The 17129-nt window shown below is 48.0% G+C and carries 7 protein-coding genes; 1 reads left to right on the plus strand and 6 read right to left on the minus strand.

The window, feature by feature from the left end; genetic code table 11:
• Window positions 1–88 precede the first annotated feature (88 nt).
• The 5 genes from GOC95_RS11490 to epsA all read right to left on the minus strand — a co-directional run bounded on the left by GOC95_RS11490 (window position 89) and on the right by epsA (window position 15692).
• Window positions 89–10273: a filamentous haemagglutinin family protein gene (locus GOC95_RS11490; RefSeq protein ID WP_275357190.1), complete on the minus strand. Its 10185-nt coding sequence runs from the start codon at window positions 10271–10273 to the stop codon at window positions 89–91.
• Between the two features lie 35 nt (window positions 10274–10308).
• A complete protein-coding gene (locus GOC95_RS11495) occupies window positions 10309–11976 on the minus strand; it encodes a ShlB/FhaC/HecB family hemolysin secretion/activation protein (protein WP_275357228.1) in 1668 nt (555 codons plus the stop codon).
• 275 nt (window positions 11977–12251) lie between these two features.
• Complete coding sequence (locus tag GOC95_RS11500; protein WP_275357192.1) at window positions 12252–13679, minus strand: hypothetical protein; 1428 nt, start codon at window positions 13677–13679, stop codon at window positions 12252–12254.
• An 80-nt stretch (window positions 13680–13759) separates the two neighbouring features.
• Window positions 13760–14587, minus strand: coding sequence for a PEP-CTERM sorting domain-containing protein (locus GOC95_RS11505; protein WP_275357194.1), 828 nt, complete (start codon window positions 14585–14587; stop codon window positions 13760–13762).
• A gap of 274 nt (window positions 14588–14861) precedes the next feature.
• Window positions 14862–15692, minus strand: a complete 831-nt coding sequence (gene epsA, locus GOC95_RS11510) for an XrtB/PEP-CTERM-associated transcriptional regulator EpsA (RefSeq protein ID WP_275357195.1) — start codon at window positions 15690–15692, stop codon at window positions 14862–14864.
• A 264-nt stretch (window positions 15693–15956) separates the two neighbouring features.
• On the opposite strand from epsA, the gene GOC95_RS11515 reads away from it, so the two are divergent.
• Window positions 15957–16604 carry a lytic transglycosylase domain-containing protein gene (locus tag GOC95_RS11515; RefSeq protein ID WP_275357197.1) on the plus strand — a complete coding sequence of 216 codons (648 nt, stop codon included), beginning with the start codon at window positions 15957–15959 and terminating at the stop codon, window positions 16602–16604.
• On the opposite strand, the gene GOC95_RS11520 is transcribed toward GOC95_RS11515, so the two are convergent.
• On the minus strand, window positions 16601–17128 hold the full coding sequence (locus GOC95_RS11520; protein ID WP_275357198.1) for a type II secretion system protein: 528 nt from the start codon (window positions 17126–17128) through the stop codon (window positions 16601–16603). The two genes, GOC95_RS11515 and GOC95_RS11520, sit on opposite strands and share 4 nt — an antisense overlap.
• Between the last annotated feature and the right edge of the window lies 1 nt (window position 17129).

A 17129-nucleotide genomic window follows, 5' to 3' on the forward strand; every position in this document is an offset into this window, starting at 1 on the left:
AGACACTTCTTCATGACTCAGCAGAGGTAGGGATCAGAAATAAAAACGCCCACCAAAAGGCGGGCGTAAAAGTCTGAACTGTCACCGGCTAATCTTCGAGTCGAATGGTTTTAACCGTGACAATCGGTGGCAAGTCACGCGGAACAGTATTCTGGCTACTCATCTGACTAGCCAGGTTTTCTGTCAGCGCATTGCTGGCACCTGCTGAGGTGTTGGTCGCGTTTGCTGTTGCACCAGCAAGACTGCCAGTATCTGCTGCAGGAACACCCGAAGAACTGCCTGAAAATGAAATATTAGAGCTATTTAAAATGATAGGCGCCCCGATAATCAAATTCCCTGCATCAATGCCAGCTTCGCCAGCATCCAACGCACCACGTGGCGCAAATAGTGCTACAGACCCTTTAGCAGGAGCTACTAAGCTGCCGTTTGGCCCATCAGGATCATAACTCTGGGCACGAATCCCCGAGCCAGACGCCACACCTTTCACCTCAACCACCACATCGCCATTGTTATTGATACTCACGACACGCTCAGGCACAGACTGGGCAGATTTTGAGCCTCTACCGGCATCAATATCGCCATGATTGGACCAGATCAAAATGTCACTACCGTACTGTGTGATCACTTTAGACTGGTTCACCATAAAACTACCGTCGGAGTAAGAGTTAACGCTACCGCCTTTTTCAGTCACAATCCCAATGTCGTGCTGCAGAGAACCATTAGACGCAACACCCGCATTGACCAAGCCGCCTGGTGCAAACATATTGATATCACCATTTCTTGAGGTTTTGATCTGACTTTGATACATCAAGATGTCACCGCTGTAGTCTTTGGCCGGGAACAGTGAGGCAATCACATTATCACTTCTTACCGTGCTCTTATTCTTCACGTACTCTTTACCCGCGGCCAATAACTCGACCTGGAACTCACGCAAGGCAAAAACCGCTTTTTGGGTTTTATCCAGACTCAAAAAGCCAGTTATTGCTTCCTGCTGTGTATATGGCTGTCCTGTGGCCGGATTTTTGCTGCCGGTGATTTCGTTCATATACGCCTGCACACGCGTTGCCGTGCCCTGACGATATTCCGCCAATGCCTCTGCATTCCCTTGTAGAGAGGCTGGGCCGGTACCGGTTGGATCAATATAAGTCCCCACAAAGCCATCGATATCCGCACCTGATTTACCCATGCCTGCCAGCAGGGTGACATTCGCACTTTTATCGGAAAGGTTGGGATTCACAGTATTTGCCAAGGAGAGAATACCGCTTGTATTGCCCAGATCAATATTGCGACCAGCCTCAATCAATACTTCACCAGGCCCATTGATCCCCAGTCGTGCCTGCTGTTTGCCATTCTCCATGACAAAATCTTTGCCAGCATGGATTTCTGACACATCACCAACATTATTATGCTGAATAGAGGCATGTAAGGTCACGTTATTACCAGCACTCACATACACTGGTTTTGATGATTTAATACCGTAAATATTAAGGGCATTATCTGTCGGCGTACCGGTCAGTCGAACATCACCATCACGCGCCACAATTACTGCCGTGGTCGGATCATTTTGATGCACAGGTACTGCAGATACACCCGTTTTGATACTGCCCAGAATGCTGGTAATACTGCTATCGATTGGACTCCCTGTGGTCGGGTTAAACACATTCAACACCGTGCTTAAATCCGCATCCGAGATCAATATATTCGCCGTAGGGTTGATAATCCCACTGCTATTCGCGCCACTGATCACACTACCCGCAGCCAACAGGCTCAGATTTCCAATCGCGGATGGGGCCAACAGCATTTTATATGTAGTAATATCCCCGGAAAATGCAGTTGCATTCACATTACCCGGATGAATAGCAGCCATATCATTGTTAGTGAGTGCCTGGTAACCAGCTGAGTTAAGACCTGTGCTCACAATTGACTTACTGTTGCTTTGACCAACCTCAACGTTGCCTGACAAAGAGGTCACGTTTAAAGCAGCGTCTTCAGCATATGTGTTAAAAAAAGTACTATTTGAGACTTGATTCGAAGCTAAAGTCGTCCCTTGTACCCAAAGTGTGGGGTTAAAGGCCGTTTGTACTTTGACATTATTTTTGGCGTTAACAGTTGCACTGGCATCTTGCAAAGCAATCACCACACCATTGGCACCAGGTGCCTGGGCAGCATCTGCTGGTCCTGGAATGCTATCCCCCGCTTGTAGGTCAAGCTGACCACGACCGACATAATAGACACCATTCACAAGATTACGCCCTGCGGAGACCGACACATTACCGCCACCGTTCACCAAACTTGTACGGACTTCATTGCCTTGCGCATCCAGCGTTTTGACGAATTGAGCATTGGTTGCTGAGGAGGCGGAAACGTTAGTGATATTACCTCCCGCCTGAATGCTGACATTGCCGCCGCCTAGTGCAGCAATCCCCTGCTGGAACAAGTCTGGACGAACCCACCAGCTGGTATCTGCACCATTACCCCCCTGACGTAACAACCACTGGTTGACGCTTTGTGTCGTTGCTACACCAGTAATGTTCCCGGCAACCTGAATGGCAATATCCCCGCCATTATTGACATAGCTGGCTGCCGTTGGCACATTGGCTCCAGTAGAGGCTGGCGTAAAACCAGCAAGATTAGGCACCTGTTTGCCTGCGGTGTAAATGACAGAAGTGTTGCCGTTCAGACTCATGTTGTTACCGGCAGCAATATTAATATTGCCTTCTCCGGTACGAATCAGCTTTGTGGTTGCCAATGTAAAGTCACCCACCCCGGCAACTGTTTCATTAATATTTGCCGCACTGTAATCAGCGCCTGCAATCAAATTAAAATTAAACGTATTGGTATTTTCCTGCAAAACGCCTGCCGTAGTTGCAGTACTAAAACCATCACTCAATGAACCCGTAAAGCTCAGATTACCGTTGGAACGCAAAGTCAAAGAACCACCGCGTCCAGCAAGCAATGTATTAGGATTAGTGCCAAAGGATCGCAAATTAATATCGGTTGAGCCAACGGTCAGGGTGGTAGGCGTACTACCTGTCGTGCTTCGCACCTCTATGTGCGGCAATACTTTTGCAGCCACACCATCCTGAGTCACGCTATAAGCACTCGCCCCGTTATTGGCATTATAAAAACTGTTCGTGTCCGTAATCATGCCAGCCATGGCTGCCGCAGTGAATGTATTCGATGTGTAGGTACGGCTACCTTCAACCACCACCTCGTTAGCGCCTTTGATCGCCGAAGTGGTATTGAATGCAACATTCACAGTATTGGCCGTGCCATTGGTGCCACGACGCCCACGCAAGGTCACTGAACCATCTGCGCCATCCACACCGACATTGTTATTTGCGGCTTTGTCGTAGCCACTCACATCAATGAGTGCTCCAGAATCTGCAGAAACGGCATTTTGAGTAGCCAGACTGTCAGAGGACAATAACACGGTCCCGCCTGAACCCGTTTGAAAATCTCCCGTTGACTGGTTCGCTTGTTTACCACGCGCGGTAATTTGGGCGGTATTCGTCAATGTCACCAATCCATTGGCATAAATCGCTACATCGCCACCTTTATCACCATCTGCATTGATATGACCCGCCACGGTAGCATTGCCATTATCAACACCGAGCGTAAATGCACGTGTAGTTACCGTATCGCCATTCGCGATAGTGACATCGCCATTACGTACCCGGATATCACGGCTTTCGTTAAACTTGCCGGTTTCTAACGCCTTATTCACATCACTGAAATTATCCAGATTGGAGACATCGAGCTGGAGCGAGGCCGTTTTCTGGCCTTGGGCAGCTTGGCCTTGCAAAGTATTATCAGCTGTGATGAAGCGGCCATTTTTTGCATCTACCTGCAATTTGCCCGCGTTACCTTTGGTTGTACCACCTGACAGGTTAAGTAAACTGTTGCTATCCAGCTGCACATTACCTTGTTGGGCTGTCAGTTGAATATTACCTGCATCAGTGGTTGCTGAATGTGTTTCATCAAATGCTATGGTTGCAGCAGACACATCAATGCCGCCACCCGAGAGGACTCTCACATCACCAGCTCGCGCCACTGCATTCACATCCCCCGCTTTCATGACCACTTTGCCGCCCAATTGCATATCATTGGCAGATAAATTAAGCGTTGCACCCAAACCAGAAGTGTCAGTGGGAGATTGACCATTTGCCTGTGTCTGCAAGCTGCCAGTATTGGCAAAAGTATAGTTACTGCCGGAATCTGCAGTGATCACCGCACTATTCACAGTCGTCTGACTAGCGTTTACATTGAGCGTACCCGCCCCTGAAAAGCGCACGTCTTTGTTTGCATTCAGGGTGACAGTATTAAAACCATCAATGTTGCTAGAAACCTTGCCGGTATCTGCAAAAGAGATCTGATTGGCATTCACTGTCAACTGACCAGTTGATGCACCAGGTGCTATAAACACGCCATTATTGGTGTTTTTGAGGTTAAAGCTGTTTGCAACAATACTCACATCGCCTGCATCATGATGGGCAAGGCCCGCAGTATTAAAGGTAATGTTCAGGTTGCGGTTACCAAAGTTTACTGCCCCAAAAATATCAATATTCTTGTAGCTGTTGAAGGTGATCGCCGACAAGCGGCCGAACTCATCCAAGGTAGCCGAGCTAATGCGCGTAGTACCAGCCACGGACTTGTCTCCAATGGAATATTGATTCGAGCCCAGTGTCACCGTGCCACCGTCTTCAACCTCAATCGTTCCAGATTGATCAAAACTGCTAGTAGCATCTAACACCATCGAACGTGCCGCCTGAACGCTGGCGCCATTCGCTACTATTAAATTGCCGGTGGTTGGCGTAGCAGATACATTGGTTCTAGAAAAATCAAAATCATTTTTGGCAGACACGGCCAAGACTGCACCATCTCCACTCGTGACCAGCGTCGTCTTACCTGTTGTATCTGCTCTCACACCTGTACGGATAACTGCCCCTTGATTCACGGTAATCGTATCTTTAGACGCTACGATGAATTCATCTGATTGCACCGCATGATTATTATCATTAGTAAAACTGACATTAGAGGCTGTGGTGGTGATGGTCTGCGTATTACCAGTCACTGAGCGACTACCGCCAAGCAGAATAGAATCAGCTTTAATATTGTTGAGCTGATTTGCGGCAATCTGCAACACCCCTGATAGTTGTGGATCGACACTTGAAACAACACGAATATCATTCGAAGAAATATCGACCAGCGCCCCCTTACCACCCGTAGAGGCACTGGTATTAATCGTACCCTCAAGATTCAGGCTGTTGCCTGCTGCAAGCACAAGTTGACCTGCATCATTTGTGAGCCTTGGCGTATCCTTACCATCACGGATCGCATTTTTAGCCAAGAGTGCATTGCCGGAGCTGAGAAGATACTCAGCGAGACCTTTGTAATTTTTGGTTCCTGAATTCTGGTAGAAACTATTACCATTGATAATATTGAAGCTTGTATACTGACCGCGGCTGGTGCCATCTAACTTGGTCAAATAGCCTGAAGACAACCCATTACCATCTGTTTGGGTTAACTGCGTGTTGAGTTGCAGATTGGCGCCGTTGGCACTGATGAGGAAAGCGCCTGGTAAAAGCGCATAATGTGCAGGCAGTAAAGTATATTTACCTGCGGCCAGACCATTCCCCCCGGATAGATAGATCGCCTGCCCAATGCCGACATCAGAACCGGCGCTCATTAAATAATCATAAGGCGCATATTGATTTCCCAATGATGGCAATACAGCGTAATACCCTGTTTGGGATAAGGTATCCAGTGAGCCGCCAATGCCTTGAATCCATTCATAAGCCAGCGTGTCACCGCTCCCTGAGATATCAATACGGGAGCCCGCTTGCAAATTCATGTCATTGGCATTGAGCGTGACTTTTTTCTTGTCAATTGCGCTCATAAAATTAGTAATGGCCTGCTTGTCACTCGACAGCTGACTACCCCCAAGTACGGTCACAGCGTAAGGGATTAAACTGCCTTCAGCCGATACCGAAGTCAGACTTCCAGGAGCCAAAGTTAATTGCTGTGCAGCATTGAGACTAATTTGGCCTAACGGTGCGCGTAATACACCAGCCTGTAGGATAGAGTCAGCATTTAAGGTTAGCGTACCGACAGCCGAAAGAGGCACATTGCTTGCAGCATTCGATTGGTTGCTGACCTCAATCCTGCTATTCGGTCCCGTTGCTGTTACGATAAAATCTGTCGCCGTTGCAGGATAAACTTGTCCGGCATCCAATTGAATCAAACCAGGGGCGGAAAGTGACGCAGAGCCCCCTAACCTAGGATCAATCCCTCGGCCACGAATATCAGTTTTACTTTGTAGGCGAGTAGAAGCCGCTTGATTGATGGCAATATTGCCCTGAATATCGATGAAATTAGCTGAAGCTTGAAACCGATCATTCCCCCCTATCAGTTGGGTGTTATCCATCACAACACTGCTATTGTTTGCCAAAACTAGCGTAGAGGCATTCAATTGTGCGGAACCAGACATGGCAGTCGCATCCAGAGTCAATAGTGAGGGGACATTTAATGCGGCATCGACAAAATGTATCTCATCTCCTACACTTCCACTGACATTGTCAATTTTGAGTGCAACATTATCAAACCCACCTTGACGAATTTGCTCGGCTGAAATCTGCCCTTTACCATGTGCGGTTGTAAGCGGTTGTGTTGAGGAGTTAGATGTATTGATAAGATTCGAATTGCCGCCGCCCGGTGTATTATTCGTGGCTTGCAACTCTTTGTTATTTGTCACAGTCAGGACGCGTGTGCCATTGGCGAATAATAGTGGGTTATTACTATCGTTTTCGATACCTGTTCCGTTTTTACCGCCTAGAGTAATATTCAACGTACCGCCTTCCCCACGGCCAGAAGGGTTACCTGTGAGCGTACCATCAAGTGCAATACCATCACGCCCACTCAGTGAAATCGTTCCTGCACTCCCTGCGACCGCTTGCCTTGAATATCCGCCGACTACTCTTAAATCAACGTTACCGCTCGTTCCGGAAACATCGATCACAGATCCCTGCTTAGCAATCAGTACACCATTACCAGCAGTTAATGAGATATTCCCGGCCTTGGTGACAAACGCTGACCGCAAATTACCGTCACTGGCTGGTGGCCTCACATATTGTGCTTTAGCGACCAGAGAAGCTGTCTCGCCCAAATACAAACTCAGTGTAGGATCAAAACTGTAATTGGGTCTCGTTAGGTCACCGTTGTCCGGGATTTGATCAATTGACAGATTAATGTCAGCACCTGGCGCCGTAATGTCTCCCAGAATGGTCATTTGACCTTTAGAGGTCAGTGTCACGTTACCACGTGGGCCAGCCTGGCTGATAGGCGTATCGGTTGCAATACGAGCATTGGATTGCATGGTCAGGTCATCCCCTGCCTTCACCTCAAGACTGGTCGGTGAGCGCAAGCGCCCTGCCATGGATGTTGTATTCACCAGGCCACTCAACTCACTACCACTGTGTGCAACCTTGGCAGCGGAGGTCAAGGTCCTTGCATGTTGCTCAGGCGTGATATTGACTGCACTGTTCGCTTGATCACCAATTAAAACATCCCCATTCCAACGCTGGGCATTACTCACGCTGAATTGAGAAAATCCCCCTTGTTTAAAGAAGTTTTCGGAAAGCCAGAGTGTGTCATTTTTCTGTGGATTGGCTCCCCCCAGTTGGATATTTTCTACCAGCCCCGTTGATTGCTCACTCTGTAAATTGACGGTCAAATGCCCACCTAGCGTCTGCTGTCCGTTTATCAACATGCCGTAACTGGTAAAAGTACCGTCAGTGACCTGGTTATCTGCCAGCGTGACATTAATATCGCCACCTTTGCCAGCTACAGCCTGACCAAGCTTATTGAACCATGCGCCGGAGGAAGCATCCATTTTGGCACCTTGGCCTAAACGTAAACCATTATTGACAGTGATACTGCCGCCGTTGAGCCCAATTTTGCCATTCATGGCACCAGGCACACCTGGAATATCATTGGTATACAAACCCGACACATTGATGTTGACATTATTAGCGACCACCACATCAGCATTTTGACTGGCCGACAAAGTCACAGAGCCAGAGGGCAATCGAATATCCTGATTCACATTGACGCCACCACTGCCCTGGACGCTGAGGCTACCATTTGCTTGTAATTGCATTGCAGCATTTAGATTAACCTGGCCGCTGGAAGCAATATCTACACGATTGACCCCATTTGCCAGCATATCAGTACTGATCTCTGAGCTTTGTGTCTGCGCAGTGCTAAGCTGGCTGTCTTCGTTAAAGTCGTCATCAAGCTTTTGTGTTGAGGAAACAATATTCAAGCTACCAGAGTTGTTATAAACCAGCTTAAACTGGCCGCCCTGTGGACTCGCATGATCAACTGTCTCACCGCGTTGATACAACCCAGCAACCGTGCTAGCTTGAATCTTGCCCTGCAAAGCCATATTGGTGGCCGTCAAGCTCAAACTACCGGCATCGCCCCCCTGTTGGTAACTAGGCTGTAAGTAGCCACCTGCAGAAATATTTGTCGCAACGCCTGCTGAAGAACGGCTATTCAGGCCATTAGCGGTCAATGCCCAGGTTCTGGTTTGACCAGAGCGCTCACTCGTGATGGAGTAAAAATCCTGGGCACTTTGATAAGCGACATTGGGCAAAGCATCTGAAGCCAGCACCCACTTGCCATTAATCAGCAAACTGCTTTCGCGTATCGTGCCACTCTCATAAGTTGTGCTCCCAGCGGAGAGATCAACTTTAGAGTTAGCTTTGCTGACGAAATTGACCGCTGAAAAATTGACTTGACCACCACCCGTAGAACGCTCTGCAATGGTTCTGGTAATACCCGCCTTCGCCTCATCAAGCACACTCTGACTTAATAGCTTGGTGCCTTTGCGTGCATCAAGAAATAATGTTGTCCCAAAAAGATTACCACCTCTTAATACGGGAGAATCTCTTAATTGGTCAGAGAAAAGTTGTATCGCTAGCTGATTGCGACTCATGGGTGCAATCGCATTCACACCAGAGACATCAATGACAGCATTGTCTCCAAGAAATACGCTACTGTTGTTACCCTGAATATCAGTTGCCATCACATTCACTTGACCGCTATTAGCAATCACAGTGCCATTGATGGCAATATCTTTACCTTTAATATCAACAATTGAGGGCGTAATGCTCTGAGCATCAAATACCTCCTCTTTGTCATTCACATCAATCGTGACTGCAGTTTTACTCCCCGTACCAACAGTGACCTTGCCATAAACATCATTTCCTGGCGTGGTAAGAGACTGTATTTCCTTGGCTTTTAAGTAAATCGAGCCATTTGCGCGGACAGAAGTTGATGCAGAAATATTGCCTTGCTGATTAACAGCCAACCCAATCAAACTGGCATTACCGTGATTGACAATAATATCGCCCAAGTTGGTCGCCTGCCCGCCGGAGCTGACCTCAACTAATAATCCAGCAAATTTATCCAGGGTACTGAGATAAACCGTTTTACCTGCAGCAAGAATCGTCTGCCCATCTGGGGTTTTAATCACACCACTGTTGGTCACATCTGGTGCCAGTAACATCACCCGGCCGCCATTAGCAGTGCTGATATTGGCGCCTTTAGCGACATCAATCACACCGACTGCGTCTGCAAAAGAAAATACGGGGGCAGTGGTATTGGATAAGATACCGTTTTGATAAATGGTCTCTATATTGTTATTAGCGAGGTTATCAAGCGTCGTTGCGGTCAAGGAGCCCACATTGACCTGTGCACCAGCCCCGAAATAAATGCCATTCTGGTTCACAATATAAACATGACCATTCGAATTCAGTGCACCATTAATCACACTGGGTGAATTGCCCATGATACGGTTTAAGACGCTCGAGGCTGAGTTGGGCATATTAAAGTTCACGGTCGCGTTTGAACCAATACTGAAACTGCCCCAGCGGATGATTGCGCTGTTCACGATTGTATTAACGTTCATGACATTGCCATTGACCGTGATATTACCAATGGCTGGGACAATATTATGACCCGTTGGTAAGGTGTTGCCATCTATCGCCAATACCGGCGTACTTATCCAGCTCAGGCAACCTGCCAGCACTAGCGCAACGCTTCCTCTTGATATTCGCCAGAAAGACTGTTCTGTACCTGCATCACTTTCAGAGTGGTTGGAAGCACCAGATAAAGTCACCGTTTTTTGATGAGTACGTGCAATTTCGGCAATTGGCACCAGCATGCCCAGTCGTTTGCTAAATACCAATTTAAATCGTAACTTGTTCATAGGCTCACCTCAAAAACTTCAATTAACTACTGCTGCTACCAGTCAAACCCAACTTTAAAATGCAATCGTGTATCGCCACTCTCAGCCATGCCAGCAGGCTTGGTTGGCGCAGTGCGTCCGTTATCCAATATCCAGCTGGACTGTAAAACGCGGGCGAAATCCAGACGCATAAACACACCATGTGCGGCTTTCATATCCAGCCCAAAACCGTAAGAAGACAAAATGTACCGTTCGATTTGTGAAAAACGGTCATCATTCTGAATGTCAGGATTCCGCGTCCTAGCCAACCCGTAATCATAAAAAGCTAGCAAACGCATTTCTTTAACCCAGGAACCGGCATATTTTTGCAAAGGTGGAGAACGCAATTCGGTGGTGAAATTAGCCCCCACATCGCCCAAAGCGCTGGACTCCAGAAAGCCTCGGACTGTGTCCAGGCCACCAATGAAATACTGCTCATTTGAAATCAGTGGGTCCCCGGTGACTTGCCCGCCCAAGGAGCCATACCACTGCCACTCTGCAGGCAAGGTGTGTGTATGCTCTAACTGCCCACGCCAGTAGGAGTAATTTGGACGTGCAAATGAGCGTCTGACGGCAAATTCTCTGTCGTCAGCGACCAAGGCTTTTGTTGAAAAAATAAAATTGAGGTCTAGCTTTGTTGTGCTTTCTGGAGTCACAAGACTGCCAGAATAGCCAATCAAAAATGGCAGATACGTAATTGGACTATTCTCAAGGTCGTTACCGAGTACACGAGTATTTTGTTTAAAGTCTTTGTAATCCACACCGAGTGTTAAATTATGATTGTATGACTTAACGGGACTCGTCATAGGGTGGATATAGCGCAAGCCATAGATGTTACCGTTACCAATGACATTCAGATCGCCCACGGCACTGATATCACTTTCGGATACCACGGCGTATGCCGCCCAATAGTCTCCAGCGTAAGGGATCACATAAGTGCCTGAAAACACTTTGACTTCATTGGTATCTTCTGGCGTCACCTGAAAGCCGAAGCTCACACTATGATCGCTTTGCCAGAGGTTGTCGTATCTGAGATTGCCCGCTAAACGGGTTTTGGTGGTGTTAGGGGTGTAGCGGTTGTTATATTCGAGGCTGGCGTGCAGAGGCAATTTGTCGTCCACTTTTAAATCGACTTCAACCATGCCTGGGGACTTGCCTGGACGCAGCACCGGTGCGACCACGCGATCAGGATTAATATTGACCGAAGCAATTTGCTTCTGCACCGTGGGGAAGTGCGGCACAGTCCCTTCTTTAAACTCGGTCACACGCTGCTTGATTTTACCCAGTGAGTAATACTTGGAACCAACCACAGTCAAGCGCTCCACCTTGCCCTCGAGCACATCCAGCTTGACGACGCCGGCATTAACCTCTTGCTCGGGGATGGTCACAAATACCGTCAGGTAGCCCGCCTCATGAAAGCTCTGCTCAAGCGCACTACGCGCCTTCTCGACATCCTCAATCGAACGATGCTCACCCAGATAGGGGTAAACCGCTTTTTCTACCTCAGTGACACTAAGTACCGTATTACCATTGACGACATATTCAAAAATATCAAACTGATCCTTGGCTGCAGTCTCTTCCAACTTTGTTTTATCACTGACTTCTGCCCCCCAGGCATTGACGGGCTGTGGTGCAGATGACTCGGCCTCCTCTGCACAGACTGCAAAAGACCACAAGACACACACACAACTCATCACACGAAGCAACAATTGCAACACCTTTCTACTTTTAATCGCCAGAGGCACTTACTGAGGCTTGCCATTTTGAAAGCACTGCGTGTCACAAAGATGAAATACGGACTAGTCCACTACCTATTTTCATTAGTCCTTATGGGTCATTGCAGCGAGACTTTCAAGGCACAAATTGTGTTGCTGTTTTTGTGTTAAAAAATAAAAAAGCACACCCGGTTAGGGTGTGCTTTTAATCAGAACTTGCAGCTTTTGGCTGCTATTTACTGAAATTAGAACAATTGCTGAGCTTGGCAGTTGTTACCGTTGCGTGAGCCTTTTGCTACTACTTGGCCCACTGTGCAAGAAGAGCCTGCGAATGGGTTGACTGTCAGGCCACGTGGAACTTCAGCACAATCCAAACCTGTAAATGCACCAACAATCTCGTTGATCACAGTCTCGCCAAATGTACCGGCAGCTGAATTAGCCACGAAAGATTTCATCTCCATGTGGAAGTCATACAAACCTTGAGCCGCTGTGTAACGCGCATTGGCATCCACAGTTTGACCAGAACCAGCGATAGGTGCTTCTGGGTGTACGTTATCCAGCTTGATATAACGGTAACCGTTAGAAGACGTATCTGTACGCCAGTTGTTTTCCAGGGACAATACACCGATAGCAAAACCGGAGGTAGACAATGCTGATTTGGCGTTACCAGTACCTGAACCCTCAGTGATGATCAAGGTAGAAGTAGAATCAGCTGCACGAACTGGGGCCAAAATCCCACCGATTACTGCGTCACCGTTACATGGGTTACGCAAGAAGGTTGCATTTGAAGAAGCTTGTGTACCGGATGTTGGAACGCGACGAGCCAAGTTCAAAGCTGCTGTTGAGCCTGGAACAACAATGCTTGCATCAGCGGCGGTACCACTCACGATAGAAGCATATTGTGCATGAGAGATACTTGGTGCATTGGCTGGCAGATAGTCTGGGTCAGCCGTATTTGCCGCACCAACGCTTGCGTAAATCCCTTGTGCAACTTGCATTGCGCGGTACAGGGAAGTAGAGGTAGCAATACCGAATACTTGACCAACGTTCGCATTGGCTTCAGTACCGTAACCATCGGTTGAAATACCGAACAGCGCAGCCTCAACGTCAGAGAAACCACCGGCAGGCAAAGCAGTCGCGCCATCTGGAGCAGTGGCTGGCGTTACGATAGCGCAAGAGCGGTAGGAAGGAATCGCAGTTTGGTTAGGCAAAGACAAAGTGCCAGTTTGTGCAACACAAGCAGAGTTTGAACCCAACTTAGCAATACGACGCAGGTTAGTCGTACCGAATACGCCATCACCGTCTACATCGTTTGGAATATGTGGTGCGTATGCATTGAATGAACCACCGTCGATGGTATGGTAAACCACTGAAACATTGCCACCGCGCACGCAGGCATAAGCCAGAAAGTTGCTGGCTGCAGAAGCACCTGGTCTTACTGCTGTTGTTGAAGAACCATTGTTAAATACTGACAGCGTGTTTGCATCGCAACCTGCTGCAAAGCCCTGGAACACGTTATAGGTAGGGGCAGAGTTACCGGAAATCCAGGTTTCTTTCAATGTATTTGCAGTGCGTGCAGTATTGATTTGTGCCTGAGTCACAGGGGCTGCCAATGCTTGACCAGCAAACAGGGTTGCAGCCACAGCCAGAAATACTTTGTTAAACTTAAACATTTTTCGCTTCCTTAGATAAAAGTTTGAATGACGGCCAGCGAATCCACCAGCCGTTTTTCATGGCTTTTGTTTAGATATTGTTAAGCCTTACGACGACGGGCAACCAAACCAATCACACCCAAGCCAGCCAGCAACATTGCGTAGCTATCAGCTTCTGGCACTGGGATCACAAACTCCAACAAACCAGTTGAAGTCATTTTGAATGTGTAATCACCGTTTGGACCGCTCAAAACGTTAAAAGCAACTGGTGATGCAGCAGTTGCACCAGTCAGCTGTTGAACCACAGTCATAGACTGGTCCATATTGTTCATGGAAACATGACCTTGAGCATTGATACGGCCTGTTGCACCGTAAGCCACTGCACGACCAGCGTAAGCTTGTGAAGTATTTGTAGTCACAACGCTAGCACCATCTTCAACAGAATTGTGGTTATCCAAGGCGTTGTTATTGGTCATGTAGCTATTAAAGTTAGCGACTGAAGTTTGCAACTGATTAGAGTTAGTCAGGTTAGCACCAGACTTGTATGTAGAGATAATACCGCGTGCACCTGCGCCACTACCTGTACCATCGGCAGCGTAAATAGCCCATTTGGTTGTTGATGTAGAAGCTACGCTCCAGAATGAACTCCAGGCATTTGCGTAATTACCACCAGCCAAATCAAAAGACATGGTCTTAGTCAAACCGTCGGCAGACAGCACACCAGTTTTGTGTGTGTCAGTCACCATGGTTTGGAAAGTGTCATAGCTGTAGCCCAGATCGAATGTTGCTGACATGTTGCTGTTGAAGTCCAGCAAAGTCAGAATCATGCTAGAGCTGCCGCTTGTTGCAAATGTCATTGCCGCTTGCGCTGGAATAGTTGCTGCGGATAATGCCAAGGCAGCAACCAATGCTTTGTATTGAAATTTCATAAACCTCTCCTAAAAAATTATTTAAAACAGCTGAAAGAACAAACCACTTAATGGCGATTCAAAACACAACATAAAAATGGTGACAGGCTGGCATGACAGAGATGCGATAACTTAGTAGTCCATCAAGACTAGTCGCGACCAACGCTACAAATGCCGATCAAATCATCCTAAAAATTTTAAGAGAGGCAGATGACAACGATTGAACAAGGACTAGTCCTATCGGACTATGAAATAAGAGTATTAGAAGAAAGAATAGATAAGAGAGAAGAGAGATTTATTGCTTGCGGTTAATCAACCCCAGCTTAAGCGCTTTACTGGCGGCCTGACTGCGGTTTTCGACATCCAGCTTACGCAAGATGTTCTGAACATGATTTTTGATTGTGAGCGGGCTGACCTGCATAATATTGCCAATCTCCCAATTGGTCTTACCAGCCTGTAACCACTCTAACACTTCCACCTCGCGCTTACTGAGCGGTTTGACCCTGCCATGCTTACTGGTTGACATGATGGCAGGAGACTTATTGGAAGTGACTTTGACAATCGCACAGTGCAAATGCGGCATTAGCAATTCCAGCAGATGCGCACTACGCGCATTCGCCGGAGAACTCAAACGACCAAACATCACCATGGTGGCAATCCGGCTATGTTCATTACCAAACCCATGCACAACGAAACGCTTGAGCTCCGACACCAGCATAGGCTCGGCAGCCACTTGCTCTATTGCATAGTGCGTATGTACCTGCGAGGCATGCTCAGTGGTATAAAACAAGGGGGTGCCAAGCTTTGCCCATTGTGTAAAAGCCTGATTCACCAGCCCTTCCTGCTCGTGCAATACCAGATCAAACTGGCTATCACCGAAATAGCGGCTAGAGGTCAGATACTCGTAATCATAACTGGCGCGCTCCATGCCACGAACTGCAATAATGACAACCTCATGGGCAAGCAAGCATTGAAAACCACGCTGCAACCAGTTAAATAAATGTGCACGATTTTGCAGACGAAGTGATTCCTCGATCACCTCCATAAATAGCGTGCGTTGTTCCTCATTCAGTGCCAACGTCCATTGATCATTGGCCTGATCGATCCCTGTGATTGTGGTGTCCATGTGTTGCACACATTGATATTAATGTGCAGCAAGTGTGCTCAAAATTTGTGACAAAAAAATGATTGCACAGCGTCAGTTTGTTGATGAATTAATGACAATGGATCAATACGCGGACTATTATTTACGAAGAGAAAAATTCATTAGATGAACCAGCCATCAAGCAACAGCAATGGTGATAGAAGCATTCACGCAATGAGTGCTCATTAACAATATAACCAGTCTATGTGTCTTAAGAATGTCACTTGCGCATGAGACTATTGAGAGATGCCAAACCTCGTAGTCAAATTGCGTGTATTTTTTGTGCTCACCTTACTGGTGTGCATTCCAGCACACGCGGCTGAAACGATTGAACACCTGGCCGGACAAATTGTACTGGACCCTTCTGATGACACAGAAATTGTGATCAGCAATACCGGGGAGACGGACACAGAAACCGAGCCAGTAATTGCAGACGACGGGCGCAAAACCTTGACGGGGTCTCGTTGGTCGACAGCGCACTTGCCCTATCAGGCAGAAGTACAGGCCGCTGCACAAGTCACACAACTGGAGCCTGCACTGATTCATGCCGTGATTGCTGCCGAGTCTGGCTACAATGCCAAAGCCACCTCACCCAAAGGTGCTTATGGCCTGATGCAGGTGATGCCTGCCACTGCCAAAACGCTGACCCCTACCCCGGTGCGTGCCTGGTCAGCCTCACAGCAAATCTTGTGGGGATCCCGCTATTTAAAGCAACTCATGGACTTGTTTGAAGGCGATGTGGTGCTGGCACTGGCGGCTTACAATGCCGGGCCGCAAGCGGTCAAATCGCATCAGCGGACGGTGCCGCCTTATGCAGAGACACAGCAATATGTGCCTAAAGTATTGCGCTACTATCAGGTATTTAAGTCCAAACTCATCCAGCCGCTGCATTAGCGGTTGGCCCAGGCCTCTTCCAAACTGGCCAGACTATTCGGCTCGTATACAAACTTCCAGTCACTGTAATGCTTGGCCGCCTGAAAGTCGGCCTGCGCATCCTGAAAACCATTGCGACGGATGGGCACAAGCGTAGACGGACTGTAAACGCCGATGATGCGCCCATCCCTGAGGATCAGACGCATGCCCTGCTTGACCGCAAAAGGGTCTACGTACACTTTGCGCAGATGTCTTTTAGGCACAGGAAACCGTTTGTCTTCTAACAGCTCTTCCAGACTCGCCGGGTATTGTTTAACGGCTTGCGGCGTAGATTCATAATAGCGGCCGATTGCTAGCCGGTAAGCCTCTCCCACTTCAAGCAAGAGGGCCTCATTGCTACGCTGGGACTGTTGCTGCCAAAGACTGGCCGCGCCCTGCATGGCAATGGCGGCAATCGCCAGCGTGACCATGATGCCTAAATACGAAAAGCCGCGCAGGAATACGCTGCCACGCGGATAGGTGACTGCTAGTTTAACAGGCCTCATA

The organism is Methylophilus sp. YYY-1 (genome assembly GCF_029132825.1).
Lineage (GTDB): Bacteria > Pseudomonadota > Gammaproteobacteria > Burkholderiales > Methylophilaceae > Methylophilus > Methylophilus glucosoxydans.